This window comes from Pseudomonas sp. LjRoot277 (genome assembly GCF_964253845.1).
In the GTDB taxonomy this organism is placed as follows: domain Bacteria; phylum Pseudomonadota; class Gammaproteobacteria; order Pseudomonadales; family Pseudomonadaceae; genus Aquipseudomonas.
The window spans coordinates 4,252,469-4,267,827 of sequence record NZ_CAXURI020000001.1 but is presented as its reverse complement, the minus strand read 5'-3'; the positions used below and the strand labels follow the sequence as shown (position 1 = coordinate 4,267,827).

General features: G+C 61.3%; 11 protein-coding genes. 5 read left to right on the top strand and 6 right to left on the bottom strand.

Annotated elements, in window-relative coordinates:
• Positions 1-18: 18 nt before the first annotated feature.
• On the top strand, positions 19-399 hold the full coding sequence (locus ACSQ87_RS20025; protein ID WP_436274197.1) for a RidA family protein: 381 nt from the start codon (positions 19-21) through the stop codon (positions 397-399).
• A gap of 115 nt (positions 400-514) precedes the next feature.
• Here the strand turns inward: ACSQ87_RS20025 and lipA are convergent, their stop codons facing one another.
• The 6 genes from lipA to ACSQ87_RS19995 all read right to left on the bottom strand — a co-directional run bounded on the left by lipA (position 515) and on the right by ACSQ87_RS19995 (position 9,175).
• A complete protein-coding gene (lipA, locus tag ACSQ87_RS20020) occupies positions 515-1,531 on the bottom strand; it encodes a lipoyl synthase (RefSeq protein ID WP_436274196.1) in 1,017 nt (338 codons plus the stop codon).
• Positions 1,532-1,726: 195 nt separating this feature from the next.
• Positions 1,727-2,983, bottom strand: a complete 1,257-nt coding sequence (gene glyA, locus ACSQ87_RS20015) for a serine hydroxymethyltransferase (RefSeq protein WP_223433691.1) — start codon at positions 2,981-2,983, stop codon at positions 1,727-1,729.
• A gap of 45 nt (positions 2,984-3,028) precedes the next feature.
• Positions 3,029-5,884 (bottom strand): aminomethyl-transferring glycine dehydrogenase, encoded by a 2,856-nt coding sequence (gene gcvP, locus ACSQ87_RS20010; protein ID WP_436274195.1) that lies wholly within the window; start codon positions 5,882-5,884, stop codon positions 3,029-3,031.
• A gap of 10 nt (positions 5,885-5,894) precedes the next feature.
• On the bottom strand, positions 5,895-6,272 hold the full coding sequence (gcvH, locus tag ACSQ87_RS20005) for a glycine cleavage system protein GcvH (protein WP_436274194.1): 378 nt from the start codon (positions 6,270-6,272) through the stop codon (positions 5,895-5,897).
• Positions 6,273-6,694: 422 nt separating this feature from the next.
• Positions 6,695-8,203, bottom strand: a complete 1,509-nt coding sequence (locus ACSQ87_RS20000) for a sigma-54-dependent transcriptional regulator (RefSeq protein ID WP_223432906.1) — start codon at positions 8,201-8,203, stop codon at positions 6,695-6,697.
• Positions 8,204-8,260: 57 nt separating this feature from the next.
• Positions 8,261-9,175, bottom strand: coding sequence for a LysR family transcriptional regulator (locus ACSQ87_RS19995; protein WP_046049330.1), 915 nt, complete (start codon positions 9,173-9,175; stop codon positions 8,261-8,263).
• Between the two features lie 151 nt (positions 9,176-9,326).
• Between ACSQ87_RS19995 and speB the strand changes: the two genes are divergently transcribed.
• From speB to betA, 4 genes are all read left to right on the top strand, one after another.
• Entirely contained in the window at positions 9,327-10,331 is a 1,005-nt protein-coding gene (gene speB, locus ACSQ87_RS19990; RefSeq protein ID WP_095132840.1) for an agmatinase, read from the top strand.
• Positions 10,332-10,358: 27 nt separating this feature from the next.
• Positions 10,359-11,867: an aldehyde dehydrogenase family protein gene (locus tag ACSQ87_RS19985; protein WP_436274193.1), complete on the top strand. Its 1,509-nt coding sequence runs from the start codon at positions 10,359-10,361 to the stop codon at positions 11,865-11,867.
• 209 nt (positions 11,868-12,076) lie between these two features.
• Positions 12,077-13,645 (top strand): purine-cytosine permease family protein, encoded by a 1,569-nt coding sequence (locus tag ACSQ87_RS19980; RefSeq protein WP_056743525.1) that lies wholly within the window; start codon positions 12,077-12,079, stop codon positions 13,643-13,645.
• 2 nt (positions 13,646-13,647) lie between these two features.
• Positions 13,648-15,336: a choline dehydrogenase gene (gene betA / locus ACSQ87_RS19975; protein WP_436274192.1), complete on the top strand. Its 1,689-nt coding sequence runs from the start codon at positions 13,648-13,650 to the stop codon at positions 15,334-15,336.
• Positions 15,337-15,359 lie beyond the last annotated feature (23 nt).

The following is a 15,359-nucleotide window of genomic DNA, read 5'->3' as shown; positions in this document are numbered from 1 at the left end:
CTCAAGCAAGAGACACCCATGGCAAACCACGACCTCACCTTTCTCCCCGATCCTGATCCAGAATCCATCTCCTCGGATGTCGCCGGTTTCGGCGGCCTGCTGGTCTCCACTCAGATCCCCACCCGCGCCGACGGCAGCCTGGAACTGGGCGACATCACCCTGCAAAGCGAATGCACCCTGCAGGCACTCAAGGTAGCGCTGGAGCACGCCGGCAGTTCCATGGACCGGGTTCTGCATCTGACCATCTACCTCACCGACATGTCCGACCGCGCCGCCTTCAACGAGGTCTACCAGCGCTTCTTCGCCAAGCCCTGGCCGGTTAGGGCCGCCGTTGGCGTGGCCTCCCTGGCAGTTGAAGGCATGCGCGTGGAAGTCACGGCGATGGCGGCCAAGGGCTGAGTCCGCGGACTTGTCCGGCGGTCCCGCTCAACGAGCGGGCGCCACCGGGCGGGTTGGCAAAGACTGCTTCAAGGATGGCGTTTATTGGTCGTCTACGAGGCGCGGCATGAGGCTTTCAAGGGGAATCGAATCCAGCAGTAAGGAGGGAATCCACAGTGTTCGTTGCCCGCTGAACTTGTTGGTCAGCATGGTAGGACGAGCGCACCAGGGGACCGGACGCAACGTTCTTGAAGCCCATCCGCGTACCTTCCTCGGCGAACCAGGCGAACACGTCCGGGTGCACGAAACGCTGGACCGGCAAGTGACTGCGAGACGGTTGCAGGTACTGGCCGAGGGTGAGCATGTCGACATCGTGCTCACGCATGCGCTGCATGACTTCGATGACTTCCTCGTCGGTCTCGCCAAGGCCCAGCATCAGGCCGGATTTGGTGGGTACATGCGGGACCATTAGCTTGAACTTCTGCAGCAGATCCAGTGACCACTCGAAATCCGAACCCGGCCGTGCGGCTTTGTACAGGCGCGGGACGGTTTCAAGATTATGGTTAAACACATCGGGTGGCTCAGTGGCGGTGATCGCCAAGGCGACGTCCATCCGGCCACGGTAATCCGGCACCAGGGTTTCCAGTTGCACGCCCGGCGACAGCTTGCGGATTTCGCGCAGGCAATCGACGAAATGCTGGGCGCCGCCATCGCGCAAGTCGTCGCGGTCCACCGAGGTGATCACCACGTATTTCAGGCGCAGGTCGGCGATGGCTACGGCGAGGTTCATCGGTTCGTCGGCATCCAGCGGTTTTGGACGGCCGTGGCCCACATCGCAGAACGGGCAACGGCGGGTGCAGATGTCACCCATGATCATGAAAGTCGCCGTGCCACCGGAAAAACATTCGCCGAGGTTCGGGCAGGAGGCTTCTTCACAGACGCTGTGCAGCTTGTGTTTGCGCAGCAGCTGTTTGATCCGGTCGACCTCGGGGGAGATCGGAATGCGTACGCGAATCCAGTCGGGTTTGCGTGGGAACTCATCGGTCGGGATGATCTTCACCGGAATTCGCGCAACCTTTTCTGCACCGCGCAGTTTGACCCCGACTTGCATTTTTACCGGTGCTTTGCCGGTCGATTCCACGAGAGTGCTCATGTACTTTTTCCTTTTGCGCGAGCGGGAGGGCAGGCCCACAACGCGACCTGTAGCAGCTGGCGAAGCCTGCGTTCGGCTGCGCAGCAGTCGTAAAACCTGAGTGCGAGGTTTTTCTGAAACACCGCATTGCCTGATTTCACGACTGCTGCGCAGCCGAACGCAGGCTGCGCCAGCTGCTACGGATCGCGCTGCAGGTTAGTCGCGGTAGACAGGGAAATCAGAGCACATCGCGGCAGCCTGCCGGGCGATGTGTGCCTCGACATCGGCATCGCCGAGGTGGTCGAGAATGTCGCAGATCCAGCCCGCCAGCTCGATACTCTGGGCTTCCTTGAAACCGCGGCTGGTGATCGCCGGCGTGCCGATGCGCAGGCCGGAGGTCACGAACGGCGATTGCGGATCGTTCGGTACGGCGTTCTTGTTCACGGTGATGCCGGCACGACCGAGGGCTGCGTCGGCGTCTTTACCGGTCAGGCCCTGACGAATCAGGCTGACCAGGAACAGGTGGTTGTCGGTACCGCCCGACACCACGTCGTAACCTCGATCAATGAAGACTTTGGCCATCGCCTGGGCGTTGCGGATCACTTGCGCCTGATAGGTTTTGAAGGCCGGCTCCAGCGCTTCTTTGAAGCACACAGCCTTGGCGGCGATCACGTGCATCAGCGGGCCGCCCTGGCCGCCGGGAAACACTGCGGCGTTGAGTTTTTTCTCCAGTTCCGGGTTGGCCTTGGCCAGGATCAGGCCGCCACGAGGACCGCGCAGCGTCTTGTGGGTTGTGGTGGTGACGACATCGGCAAAGGGAATCGGGTTCGGGTACAGACCGGTTGCTACCAGCCCGGCAACGTGGGCCATATCGACAAACAAATAAGCGCCGACCTTGTCGGCAATCGCCCGGAAGCGTGGGAAGTCCAGGGTCTTCGAATAGGCAGAGAAGCCGGCGATGATCATCTTCGGCTTGTGCTCGACGGCCAGGCGTTCGACTTCGTCGTAGTCGATCAGCCCGGTCGCGGTGTCGATGCCGTACTGAACGGCGTTATACAACTTGCCGGAAAAGCTGACTTTGGCGCCGTGGGTCAGGTGACCGCCGTGGGCCAGGCTCATGCCCAATACGGTGTCGCCGGCCTGCAGCAACGCAAGATAGACCGCAGCGTTGGCCTGGCTGCCGGAGTGCGGCTGGACGTTGGCGTAATCGGCGCCGAACAACTGTTTGGCGCGGTCGATGGCCAATTGTTCGACCACATCGACGTGTTCGCAGCCACCGTAGTAGCGCTTGCCCGGATAGCCTTCGGCGTACTTGTTGGTCAGGCCGCTGCCTTGCGCTTCCATCACCCGTTGGCTGGTGTAGTTTTCCGAAGCGATCAGCTCGATGTGGTGCTCTTGCCGTGCGTCTTCGGCGTTCATCGCCGCCAGCAGTTCGTCGTCGTAGCCTTTGATCTGGTCGTGCTTGCTGAACATGGTGGAGTCCTCTGTTGTTCTTGGATGGTATGAGTGGGCTGACGATCAGGCGTCCTGGTAGTCGGTGATCGACGGGCAGGCACAGATCAGATTGCGGTCGCCAAACACGTTGTCGACGCGACCGACCGGTGGCCAGTACTTGCCTTCGATCAGCGACGCAACCGGATACACCGCTTGCTCACGGCTGTACGGATGCGTCCACTCGCCGACGATTTCCGCCGCGGTGTGCGGGGCGTTTTTCAGCGGGTTGTCGTCCTTGTCCAGGGTGCCGTTTTCCACCGCGCGGATTTCTTCGCGGATGCGGATCATGGCGTCGCAGAAGCGGTCCAGTTCTTCTTTGGATTCGCTTTCGGTCGGCTCGATCATCAGCGTGCCGGCGACCGGGAACGACATGGTCGGGGCGTGGAAGCCGAAGTCGATCAGGCGCTTGGCGACGTCATCGACGCTGATGCCGCTGCTGTCTTTCAGCGGACGCAAATCGAGGATGCATTCGTGCGCCACCAGGCCGTTGCTGCCGGTGTACAGCACCGGGTAGTGCTCTTCGAGGCGACGGGAAATGTAGTTGGCATTGAGAATCGCCAGTTGCGACGCACGCTTGAGACCCGCGCCACCCATCATCCGAATGTACATCCAGGTGATCGGCAAAATGCTCGCGCTGCCGAACGGTGCCGCGCAGACCGCGCCTTCCTTGCGCTCCATGGTGCCGTGACCCGGCAGGAACGGGGTCAGGTGCGACTTCACGCCAATCGGGCCGACGCCCGGGCCGCCGCCGCCGTGCGGGATGCAGAAGGTTTTGTGCAGGTTCAGGTGCGACACGTCGCCGCCGAACTTGCCCGGCGCGCAGAGGCCGACCATCGCGTTCATGTTGGCGCCGTCGATGTACACCTGGCCGCCGTGGTCGTGAATGATGCCGCAGATTTCGCGGATGCCTTCTTCGAACACGCCGTGGGTCGACGGGTAGGTGATCATCAGCGCGGCGAGGTGTTCGCGGTGCTCGATGGCCTTGGCCCGCAGGTCTTCGATGTCGACGTTGCCGCGGGCATCGCAGGCGGTGACGACCACGCGCATGCCGGCCATGTTGGCGGTGGCCGGGTTGGTGCCGTGGGCGGACGAGGGGATCAGGCAGATGTCGCGACGGTCTTCGCCACGGCTCTGGTGGTAGGCGCGAATCGCCAGCAGGCCGGCGTATTCACCCTGGGAACCGGCGTTCGGTTGCAGAGAGATCGCGTCGTAACCGGTGGCGGCGCAGAGCATCGCTTCCAGCTCATCGGTCAGCTGCTGATAACCGGCGCTTTGCTCGGCCGGGGCGAACGGGTGCAGGGCGCCGAATTCGGCCCAGGTCACCGGGATCATTTCGCTGGCGGCGTTGAGTTTCATGGTGCAGGAACCCAGCGGGATCATGGTGCGATCCAGCGCCAGGTCCTTGTCGGCGAGCTTGCGCAGGTAGCGCATCAGCTCGGTTTCCGAGTGGTAGCGGTTGAACACCGGGTGGCTGAGGATCGGCGATTGACGCAGCAGCGCGGCCGGGATGGCGCTGACCACCGAGGCGGCGAGGGCGGCGAAGTCCGGCAGCGCTTTGCCGTCGGCCAGCAGCGCCCACAGGGTTTCCACATCCGCTTGCGAGGTGGTTTCGTCGAGGGACAGGCCCAGACGTTCGGCATCGACCACGCGCAGGTTGATCTGCTGGACACGGGCCTTCTCGTGCAACGCGGCAGTGTTAGCGCCGGTCTTGAGGGTCAGCGTGTCGAAGAAGTTTTCCTGCTCGACACTCAGGCCCAGCGCGCTCAAGCCTTTAGCCAGAATCGCGGTCAGGTGATGCACGCGCTGGGCGATCTGGGTCAGGCCTTTCGGGCCGTGGTACACGGCGTACATGCTGGCGATGTTGGCCAGCAGCACTTGTGCGGTGCAGATGTTGCTGGTGGCCTTCTCGCGACGGATATGTTGCTCGCGGGTCTGCATCGCCAGACGCAGCGCCGGCTTGCCGAAACGGTCGACGGAGACGCCGACCAGACGGCCCGGCATGTCACGCTTGAACGCGTCCTTGGTGGAGAAATACGCCGCGTGCGGGCCACCGAAGCCCAGCGGCACGCCGAAACGTTGTGCGCTGCCGATGGCCACGTCGGCGCCGAATTCGCCCGGCGGGGTGAGCACGGTCAGCGCCAGCAGGTCGGCGGCGACCGCCACCAAAGCATTGGCGGCGTGGAAGCGTTCGGTCAGTTCGCGGTAATCGAACACATCACCATTGCTCGCCGGGTATTGCAGCAAAGCGCCGAAGAATGGCGTCACGTCGCTCAGTTCACGCTCATCGCCGACCACCACGTCGATGCCCAACGGCTCGGCACGGGTGCGCAGCACGTCGAGGGTTTGCGGGTGGCAATGGCTGGAGGCGAAGAACGCGTGGCTGCCCTTGTTCTTGCTCAGGCGTTTGCAGAAGGTCATCGCTTCGGCGGCGGCGGTGGCTTCATCGAGCAAGGACGCGTTGGCGATCGGCAGGCCGGTGAGGTCACTGATCAGGGTCTGGAAATTCAGCAGCGCTTCGAGACGGCCCTGGGAAATCTCCGGTTGGTACGGGGTGTAGGCGGTGTACCAGGCCGGGTTTTCCAGCAGGTTGCGCAGGATCGGCGACGGCGTGTGGGTGCCGTAGTAGCCCTGGCCGATGTAGGTCTTGAACAGCTGGTTTTTGCCGGCGATGGACTTGATCAAGGCCAGGGCGTCGGCTTCGCTCAGGCCGTCTTCGAGGCCGAGGACGCTGGTGCCCTTGATGCTGTCCGGGATGACGCTGGCGCTCAGGGCTTCCAGCGAGTCGAAGCCGAGGCTATTGAGCATGGCTTGCTCATCAAAGGCGCGCGGGCCGATGTGGCGGGCGATGAATTCGTTGCGGGTGTCGAGGAGGGCGGTCATGGAGAAGTCCTCAAGCGTCGTCGTTGGTCAGACGCTCGTAAGCGGTCTGGTCGAGCAGGGCGTCCATTGCACTCGTGTCGCTGGGGCGCATACGAAAGAACCAGCCTTCACCCAGCGCGTCTTCGTTGATCAATTCGGGGGAGTTTTCCAGCGTCGAATTCACCTCGACCACTTCACCGTCCAGCGGCATGTACACGCTGCTGGCGGCTTTCACCGACTCCAGCACCGCCACCTCATCGCCAGCGCCGAAGGTGCGCAGTTCAGGCACTTGAACGAAGACAACGTCACCCAGCGCTTGCTGGGCATAAGCGGTGATCCCCACGGTAATCAGGCCATCGCTCTCAAGACGCAGCCATTCGTGATCGATGGTAAAACGCAATTCGCTCATATCAACTCCTCATTGTTCAGACTCATCCACTGCTGGTGGCGGATGGCGATTGGCAGGCTCGTGCCGGGCAACGAGCGTGGCTTGAGGGTTGATAGCAAGGGTGGTGCCAATGTTTATTTATCTATTTAAATCAATTGCTTGAATCATTTTTAGACAGATTGGCAGTGCGTCTCCGTATTGAAATCAATACAGGTACTCAAGAGAGAGGGTGCGAGGCCCGGGCCAGGCAGGTCGTGACGGTTATGTCTTGAATTCAATACGCTGTATCGATTTTCACACAGGCTGCAACGACACATGTCCATTGTGGGAGCGGGCTTGCTCGCGAAGGCGTCGGATCAGCAACTTTGCAGGCGCCTGACCCACCGCTTTCGCGAGCAAGTCGGATCGCCGCACCGCCGCTCCCACATTTGATCGAGTCGGATTTACGATTTATTGGGAATGCCGTATTTACGCAAGCGGATAGCGATTGCACTGTGCGACGTTTGCAGGCGTGCCGCCAGTAAACGGCTGGAGGGATAACTGCTGTAGAGCTGTTCCAGCAGGTTCTTTTCAAACCCTTCGACGGCATTCTCCAGGCTGCCAACCTCACCGTCGTTTTGCCGCTCCACGGCCGTTCTGGCGATGTCGAGGTCGTCGATGTCCACCAGCGGATTTTCGCAAATGGCGGCGGCGCGGAAGATCACGTTTTGCAGTTGCCGCACATTACCCGGCCAGCGGTTACCGAGCAGCGCCGGATAGGTCCCGGGCGCCAGGCGACAGACTGGACGCTGGATCTGCGCGCAGGCCTGCTGCATGAAATGGTTGGCCATCAACAGGATGTCGTGGCCGCGTTCGCGTAACGGTGGCACTTGCAGATTGAGCACATTGAGGCGGTAGAACAGGTCCTCGCGAAAGCTGCCTTCGCTGACCATTTTCTCCAGGTCACGGTGGGTTGCGCTGAGGACCCGCACGTTGACCCTGACCTCACGATCGCCACCCACTCGACGGAAGCAGCCATCGCTTAAAAAGCGCAGCAACTTGGCCTGCAAGTACGGCGACATTTCACCGACTTCGTCGAGGAACACCGTGCCCTGGTCGGCCAGTTCCAGCAGGCCGAGTTTGCCACCCCGTTGTGCGCCGGTGAAGGCGCCCGCGGCATAGCCGAACAGCTCGCTTTCGGCGAGGCTCTCCGGCAGTGCCGCGCAGTTCAGGGCCAGGAAGGGCGAGTCATGCCGGGCGCTGATCGCGTGGCAGGCACGTGCCACCAACTCTTTGCCGGTGCCGGTTTCACCCTGAATCAGCAGCGGTGCATCGAGCGTTGCAACACGCTGGGCGCGGGCCTTGAGGGTCCGAATCGCCGGGGACTCGCCGAGCAGCGCGTCGAAACCTTCGGCATGGTCATGATGCAGCGCCGAGAGCCGTTCACCGATGCGGTTCGGGTGATACAGGGTCAGCAGGGCACCGGCATCAGTGATCGGCATGGCGTCCAGCAGCAGCGTCTGGCCACCGAGACTGACCTCGTGCATGGGCAGGCGGTAACCGTGTTCGATCAACGTCTGTTGCAAGGAGGAATCATCGAAGAGTGCCGTCAGCGGTTCACCGGCGGGCTCCCGGCCGCACAGCGAAATCAACGCCGGGTTGGCCAGCAGCACATGACCGCGCTCATCCACCGCCAACACCGGGTCGGTGCTGGCCGCCAGCAAAGCATCGAGTTGCAAGCGTCGGCGCTGCCCCGGGAGAATGTCGACCATCGTCACCGCTTGCACGCCGCGCACCCCAAGAAAGGCTTCGCGCAGCTCTTCCAGTACATCGGCACCGAGGGTGGGCGCATCGATGTAAACGTTGGGCGGCACCATCTCGACGGCATCCAGATTGAAACGGCGCCCACCGAGCAGGGCCAGCACTTCCTGGGTGATACCGACGCGGTCGATGAAGGTGACGTGGATGCGCATAGGGTGGCCTGCAAGGGTTGCGAACAGAATGAGTATGACCGGCACGCGCCGTGTCTGTCAGGTGTTGCCGGTGGTGCGCGAACAGGCGGCCAGATCCTCAAGGAACGCCTGAAGGATCGGCGGCGGGGCAGTGCCGCGTCGGGTGATCACGTCGAACGGCGACATCAGTTGCAAGCTGGTGGGCGCCAGTTGGTGCATCTCGCCGGTCTTGATCCACTGGGCCGCGAAGTGCATCGGCAGAAAGCCCAGATAGGCGCCGGAGATCAGCAGAATCGCCAGCGCTTCGATGTTGTCCACCGTGGCCGCAGCCTTGCTGACGCCCAAGTGTTCCAGGTCGTATTGCTGCATGTAGCCCCTGACGACAATCCGGCTTGCGGCAATCTCTTCAAGCAGTTCGTCGCCCTCGGCCTTGCTGCCATACAGCGGATGCCGCCGCCCGCAATACAACCCCAAGGCTTCCTGATACAGCGGTGTGTGCAACAGGCCCGGAACGTGAATCGGGAAGTGCCCGATGGCCAGGTGCAGTCGGCCGTCGAGTACGCGTTCCTCCAGTTCCGCGGGGGTGCCCACGTACACGTTCAGGTGCACATCATGTCCCCTCGACACGAAGCGCTGGGTGGTGCGCGGCAGCGGTGAGTCCGGGTCGGTAATGGTGGTGTCGATGATCCCAAGATTGAGCTTGCCGCTGATGTGCTGCTTGAGCACGTCGGCGTCCATGCAGAAGTTTTCCACCGCCGAGAGCAGACGCTGAGTGGCTTCGTGGATCGCCACGCCTTGCTCGGTCAGACGAAAGCCGCTGCGCCCGCGTTGACAGAGCTTGACCCCCAGCCGGGTTTCCAGATGAGTCATCTGTTCGCTGATGGTTGATTGGCCGGCATTCAACGCCGCCTGCGCGGCAGAGAAACCGCCGCACCTGACAATCGTGGCAAACACCCTGAGCAGTTTCAGATCGACATCGTGCAGCTGAATCACCTTGAACCTCCCGCGTGTGGATGCATCGGTAATGCCGATATGAGTATCTGATGTTTAGCATTTTTTCCACGAAAACCTGCGCCCATAGTCATTCCAACGGCGGTCGCCATCCAAGTCCGCTAGCTGATAACAAGAATTGGAGATGCCTGAAATGTCGAACAACGGTTATGAATCCGGTCGCCTGAACCTGCCATTCGTGGGTCACTGCACCTTTGGCAAATCCCCGGTGTGCACCGATTGGGATGCACTGGATGCGGACGTGGCGGTCCTCGGCGTGCCCAACGACATGGGCACCCAGTGGCGTTCCGGCGCACGCTTCGGACCACGCGGCATTCGTGAGGCATCGACCCTGTTTTCCTTCGGCCATGCCGGTGCCTATGACCACGAAGATGACGTCATGTACCTGACTGCCGCCGACGTGCGCATGGTCGATGTGGGTGACGCCGATATCGTGCACACCGACATGGTCACCAGCAACGAGAACACCGAATACGCCGTGCGCAAGATTCTGGATGCCGGTGTCATGCCGGTTGTACTCGGTGGCGATCACTCGGTCCACGCCCCGGTGATCAAGGCATTCGAGGGCCGCGGCCCGATCCATATCATCCACTTCGATGCGCACCTGGACTTCGTCGATGAGCGTCATGGCGTTCGCTACGGCCATGGCAACCCGCTGCGCCGCGCGTCCGAAATGAACCACATTGTCGGCATGACCCAGATGGGAATCCGCAACGTGTCTTCGTCCAATCGCGACGACTATGAAGCCGCCCACGCGGCCGGCTCGAAGATCCTTTCGGTACGTGATGTACGCCGCCTCGGCGTCGAAGGTGTGCTGGCGTTGATCCCGCAGAACATCAACTACTACATCACCATCGACATCGACGGTTTCGACCCGTCCATCGCCCCAGGCACCGGCACCCCAAGTCACGGCGGCTTCCTCTATTACGAAGTGCTGGAAATCATCCAGGCCCTGGCCAAACGCAGCCAAGGCAACATCGTTGGCATGGATCTGGTCGAGGTTGCACCGGTCTATGACCCTTCCGGCATGACCTCGATTCTGGCGGCGCAACTGCTGCTCAACAGCATTGGTTTCATCTTCCATGAGCGGGCTCAAGCACGGAACGCCATGAGCGAAACCACCACGGCCACGGCGTGATCTGACCGCCGCACAGAGGGAATGAAAATGGACACGATCGTTAAGCAGTATTTGCAGAAATTCGGTGTATCCGAAGCCACCCAGACCTTCCTCAGCAAGGTTCAGAAAATGTTCATCGGCGGCGCCTTTGTCGAGGCCAGTGACGGGCAGACGTCCGACGTCATCGAGCCGTCGACCGAGGGCCTGATCACGCGTATTCCGATGGGCACCACCCAGGATCTTGACTGCGCCGTGCAAGCCGCCCGAGCACAGTTTGACGGTGGCACCTGGCGGCAAGCCAAACCGGCAGAACGCGAGCGGATGATGCAACGCCTGGCGGACCTGATTGAGAGTAACGCCGCCGAACTGGCAGAAATCGAATCGATCGACATGGGCAAGTCAGTCGCCTTCGCGCGGGATGTCGATATCCAGGGTACCGTCGATACGCTGCGTTACTTCGCCGGCTGGGCGACCAAGCTGCATGGCCGCACCGTTGAACCGTCGCTGCCGGGTAATTATCTGGCCTATACCCGCAAGGAAGCGGTAGGTGTGGTCGGCGCCATCGTGCCCTGGAACTTCCCGCTGCAAACCATGGCCTGGAAGCTCGGCGCCGCCCTGGCAACCGGTTGCACCGTGGTGGTCAAACCCGCCGAACTGACCTCGCTGTCAGCCTTGCGCTTTGCCGAACTGGTTCAGGAAGCCGGCATCCCGGACGGGGTAATCAACATCGTCACCGGACGCGGCAGCGTGGTCGGTGCGGCCATGGCCACGCACCCCGGTATCGACAAGCTCACCTTCACCGGCTCGACCCCGGTCGGCCGTACCGTCGGCCGCGCCGCGCTGGACGAAATGAAGCGACTAACCCTTGAACTCGGAGGAAAATCACCGGTAATCGTATTGGCCGATGCCGACGTGCCGGCCGCCGCCCAGGCCATTGCCAACGGCGTGTTTTTCAACTCCGGCCAGGTGTGTGATGCCGGTACTCGCGCCTACATTCATCGCAGCGTCTACAACGAATTTCTGCGCGAACTGATCGCCTACACCCGCACGCTGAAAATCGCACCGGGCCTGGATCCAGACTGCTTCATCAGCCCGTTGGTCTCGGCGTTGCAGAAGGAGCGAGTGACCGATTACATCGAAACCGGCAAGCAAGAAGGCGCCGAACTGGTCTATGGCGGCCAGCCTGTCGAAGGCCCCGGTTTCTTCGTCGAGCCAACCATTTTTGCCCATTGCCGCAACGACATGCGCATCGTCCAGGAAGAGATCTTTGGTCCGGTGCTGGTCACCGCACCGTTCGACGATGAAGAAGAGGCCTTGGCCCTGGCCAATGACTCGCCTTACGGCCTGGCGGCCGCACTGTATTCCAATGACCTTGGAAAGGTGCACAGCCTGATCCCTCGGTTGAAAGCGGGTTCGGTCTACGTCAACGCCCACGGCACCCTCGATCCGTCGATGCCGTTCGGTGGCTACAAACAGTCCGGATTCGGCAAGGACCTGGGCGCGGAGCAGCTCGATTATCTGCTCGAAACCAAGGCGGTCTGGATCACGCTCCCCTGAGTCATGGCTGACTCAAACCCTGTGGGAGGGGGCTATGTGGCGAGGGGGCTTGCCCCCGTTGGGTCGCGAAGCGGCCCCAAAAAAATGGGACTGCTACGCAGTCCAACGGGGGCAAGCCCCCTCGCCACATAGCTCGCTTCCACAAGGGAACCGTTCACCCGAAAGAATGCAGTTATCTCGTCATGATCTTCCAACAATAAGAGACCATCATGAACACTAACGCCAAGTCAGCCCTGAGCGTGTCGGTCCTGGACGACAAACCCGTCGTCGAAAGCCATTCGATTGATTTCATCCCGGAGAGCGAGCGCACCGATAAACTGTCGAGCCAGGGCCCGTTCTGGTTCCTCGGCAATTTCACCTTCTTTACCATGACCATCGGCTTTGTTGGCCCGAGCGTCGGCCTGACCGCGCTCTGGACCACACTTGCCGGCACGCTGGGCATCATGTTCGGCACATTGTTCATGGCCTTTCACGGCTCGCAAGGCCCGCACCTTGGCCTGCCGCAGATGATCCAGTCGCGTGCGCAGTTTGGCTATCGCGGTGTGATCCTGGTGCTGCTGGCGACGCTGTTTGTGTTCGCCGGTTTCAACATCGTCAACCTGGTGTTGATGATGCAGGGGCTGCACACGCTATTTGGCTTCAACCCCGCGGTGATCGCGGTGGCGGTGACGATACCGGCGGCCGTATTGGCGATCCTCGGGCATGACTGGATGCACCGCAGTTTCAAATGGGCGTTGTACCTGTCGCTTCCACTTTACGGCCTGGTGACGTTGGCGGTGCTGATGGGCTGGGTTCCCGATGCCGCGGTGCCGGTGCTTGCGGCCGGTGAAGTAGCCCCGGCGCCGCTGGGCTTCAACTGGACCGGTTTCATCGCCCAGTTCGCGGCAGCGGCGAGTTACAACATCGCTTACGCCCCGTATGTGTCCGACTATTCGCGTTACCTGCCGAAGAACACCTCCAGCGGCAAACTGATCGCGGTGGTTTTCCTGGGTGCCTCGTTGTCCGGCGCATGGATGATTTCCGTGGGTGGCTGGCTGGCCGATCACCTGCATTCCACGGACGTGCTGGTGGCCCTTGGGCAAGTCGGCAACACCGTGTCGCCACTGATGGGGACGGTGGTGGTGGTTGTCACGATCCTGGCGTTCCTGCCGGTCATCGCCATGAACATCTACAGCGCGAAGTTGACCACGCTGACCTGCGTCGACTCGATCAAGCACATCGAACCGACCCGCAAGGCGCGCATTCTGGCGATTGGTTTTGTGATCCTGCTGCAACTGGGCGTGGCCCTGAGCATCCAGAGTTCGGGCAAAGGCCTGTCGGTGTTGGGCATCTACCTGGTGGTGATGCTGTACTTCCTGGTGCCATGGACTTCGGTCAACCTGACCGACTACTTCTTCGTCCGCAAGGGCCGCTACGCCATCCCGCACTTCTTCATGCCCCACGGCAACATCTATGGCAGCTGGGGCCTGCGCGGCATCGCGGCGTATGCCATCGGCTTCATCTCGATGATCCCGTTCTTCTACATCTACGATGGCGTTGAACAGCGTGAGGTCTATGTCGGCCCGCTCGCCAAGGCACTCGGCAGCATCGATATCGCCTGGCTCGTCGGGCTGATCGTGTCGGGGCTGGTGTACTACTGGTTCAGCCGCTCGATCGACCTCAAGCGCGAAGAAATCGTCATCCAGCACATCGAAAAAACATCCCCGCAATACACCACCGGCGACACGTTGACCAAGCCGTCGTTGCCCGTTTTCAACGAATCGGCGGTCCGGAGATAATCATGGTTACGCAAAAATACGACTACATCATCATCGGCGCCGGCTCGGCAGGTTGTGTGTTGGCCAACCGCTTGAGCGAAGACCCGGCCACCTCAGTACTGGTGCTTGAGTTCGGCGGCAGCGATCGCAGTGTGGTGATCCAGATGCCGAGCGCGTTTTCGATCCCGATGAACACCAAGAAGTACAACTGGCGCTACGAAACCGAGCCAGAGCCGTTCCTCAACGGACGTCGCATTCACTGCCCAAGAGGCAAAGTGCTGGGTGGCTCGTCGTCGATCAATGGCCTGGTGTACATCCGTGGCCACGCCTATGACTTTGACGAATGGGAGTCCCTCGGTGCAGAGGGTTGGGGCTACCGCAATTGCCTGCCTTACTTCAAACGGGCCGAGCATTACGAGGAGGGCGGTGACGGCTATCGCGGCAGCACCGGCCCGTTGCACACCACCAACGGCAATCACATGAAAAACCCGTTATACGGGGCCTGGGTCGAGGCGGGCGCAGAAGCGGGCTACATCAAGACCGAGGACTGCAACGGCTACATGCAGGAAGGTTTCGGCGCGATGCACATGACGGTGAAAAACGGCGTGCGCTGCTCCACGGCCAACGCTTACCTGCGCCCGGCCATGGGGCGTCCGAACCTGACCGTGATCACCCATGCAATGACTCGCCAGATCATCCTTGAAGGCAAGCGAGCCGTCGGCGTCATGTATGACCACGAAGGGCAGACCCATCAGGTTTATTGCAACCGTGAGGTGCTGATTTCCTCGGGTCCCATCGGTTCGCCGCACCTGTTGCAACGCTCCGGTATCGGCCCGGCCGAGGTTCTGCGCAAAGCCGGGATCGGCGTGCGTCATGACCTGCCGGGAGTAGGGGAGAACCTGCAGGATCACGCCGAGGTTTACATCCAGTTCGGCTGCAAGGAGCCGGTGACGCTCAATAGCAAAATGGACCCGCTGAGCAAGTTGTTGATTGGCCTGCGCTGGCTGTTGTTCAAGGACGGACTCGGCGCTACCAACCATTTCGAGGCAGGTGGCTTCATCCGCTCAGACAAGGGCCTGCGCTGGCCGGACATTCAGTTCCACTTTCTGCCTGCGGCCATGCGTTATGACGGCAACAAACCGATCAAGGGCCACGGCTTCATGGTGCTCACCGGGCCGAACAAACCGAAAAGTCGCGGTTATGTTCGGGTGCGTTCCGCTGACCCTTACGAGCATCCAGAGATTCAATTCAACTACCTGCAACGCGAAGAGGACCGCGAAGGTTTCCGCCGCTGCATCCGACTGACCCGCGAGATCATCGGCCAACCGGCAATGGACCGCTTCCGCGACGGCGAGATCGCCCCCGGACCACAGGTGAATACCGACGAAGAAATCGACGCCTTCGTGCGTGCAAACCTGGAAAGCACCTACCATCCTTGTGGCTCATGCCGCATGGGCGAGGACGAGATGGCAGTGGTTGACTCCGAGCTGCGTGTGCGGGGCATCGCGGGTTTGCGGGTGATCGACTCGTCGGTGTTCCCGACCGAGCCAAACGGCAACCTCAATGCACCGACCATCATGCTGGCCGAACGGGCCTCCGATCTGGTTCGTGGGCGCACCATGCTGCCAGCGTCCGATGCGCCCGTCGGTCTGGTCCAGGATTGGGAAACCAGCCAGCGATCATCGTTGCCGGGGCGCAGTGTGAGGGTTTAAACCCGAGGGGTTAATCGCTTAGG

Excerpts from the sequence above, each read along its gene's own strand:
- speB (WP_095132840.1), top strand. The coding sequence starts at position 9,327 with ATGTCGAACAACGGTTATGAATCCGGTCGCCTGAACCTGCCATTCGTG.
- ACSQ87_RS19985 (WP_436274193.1), top strand. The coding sequence starts at position 10,359 with ATGGACACGATCGTTAAGCAGTATTTGCAGAAATTCGGTGTATCCGAA.
- betA (WP_436274192.1), top strand. The coding sequence starts at position 13,648 with ATGGTTACGCAAAAATACGACTACATCATCATCGGCGCCGGCTCGGCA.
- ACSQ87_RS20025 (WP_436274197.1), top strand. The coding sequence starts at position 19 with ATGGCAAACCACGACCTCACCTTTCTCCCCGATCCTGATCCAGAATCC.
- glyA (WP_223433691.1), bottom strand. The coding sequence starts at position 2,983 with ATGTTCAGCAAGCACGACCAGATCAAAGGCTACGACGACGAACTGCTG.
- lipA (WP_436274196.1), bottom strand. The coding sequence starts at position 1,531 with ATGAGCACTCTCGTGGAATCGACCGGCAAAGCACCGGTAAAAATGCAA.
- ACSQ87_RS19980 (WP_056743525.1), top strand. The coding sequence starts at position 12,077 with ATGAACACTAACGCCAAGTCAGCCCTGAGCGTGTCGGTCCTGGACGAC.
- gcvH (WP_436274194.1), bottom strand. The coding sequence starts at position 6,272 with ATGAGCGAATTGCGTTTTACCATCGATCACGAATGGCTGCGTCTTGAG.
- ACSQ87_RS20000 (WP_223432906.1), bottom strand. The coding sequence starts at position 8,203 with ATGCGCATCCACGTCACCTTCATCGACCGCGTCGGTATCACCCAGGAA.
- gcvP (WP_436274195.1), bottom strand. The coding sequence starts at position 5,884 with ATGACCGCCCTCCTCGACACCCGCAACGAATTCATCGCCCGCCACATC.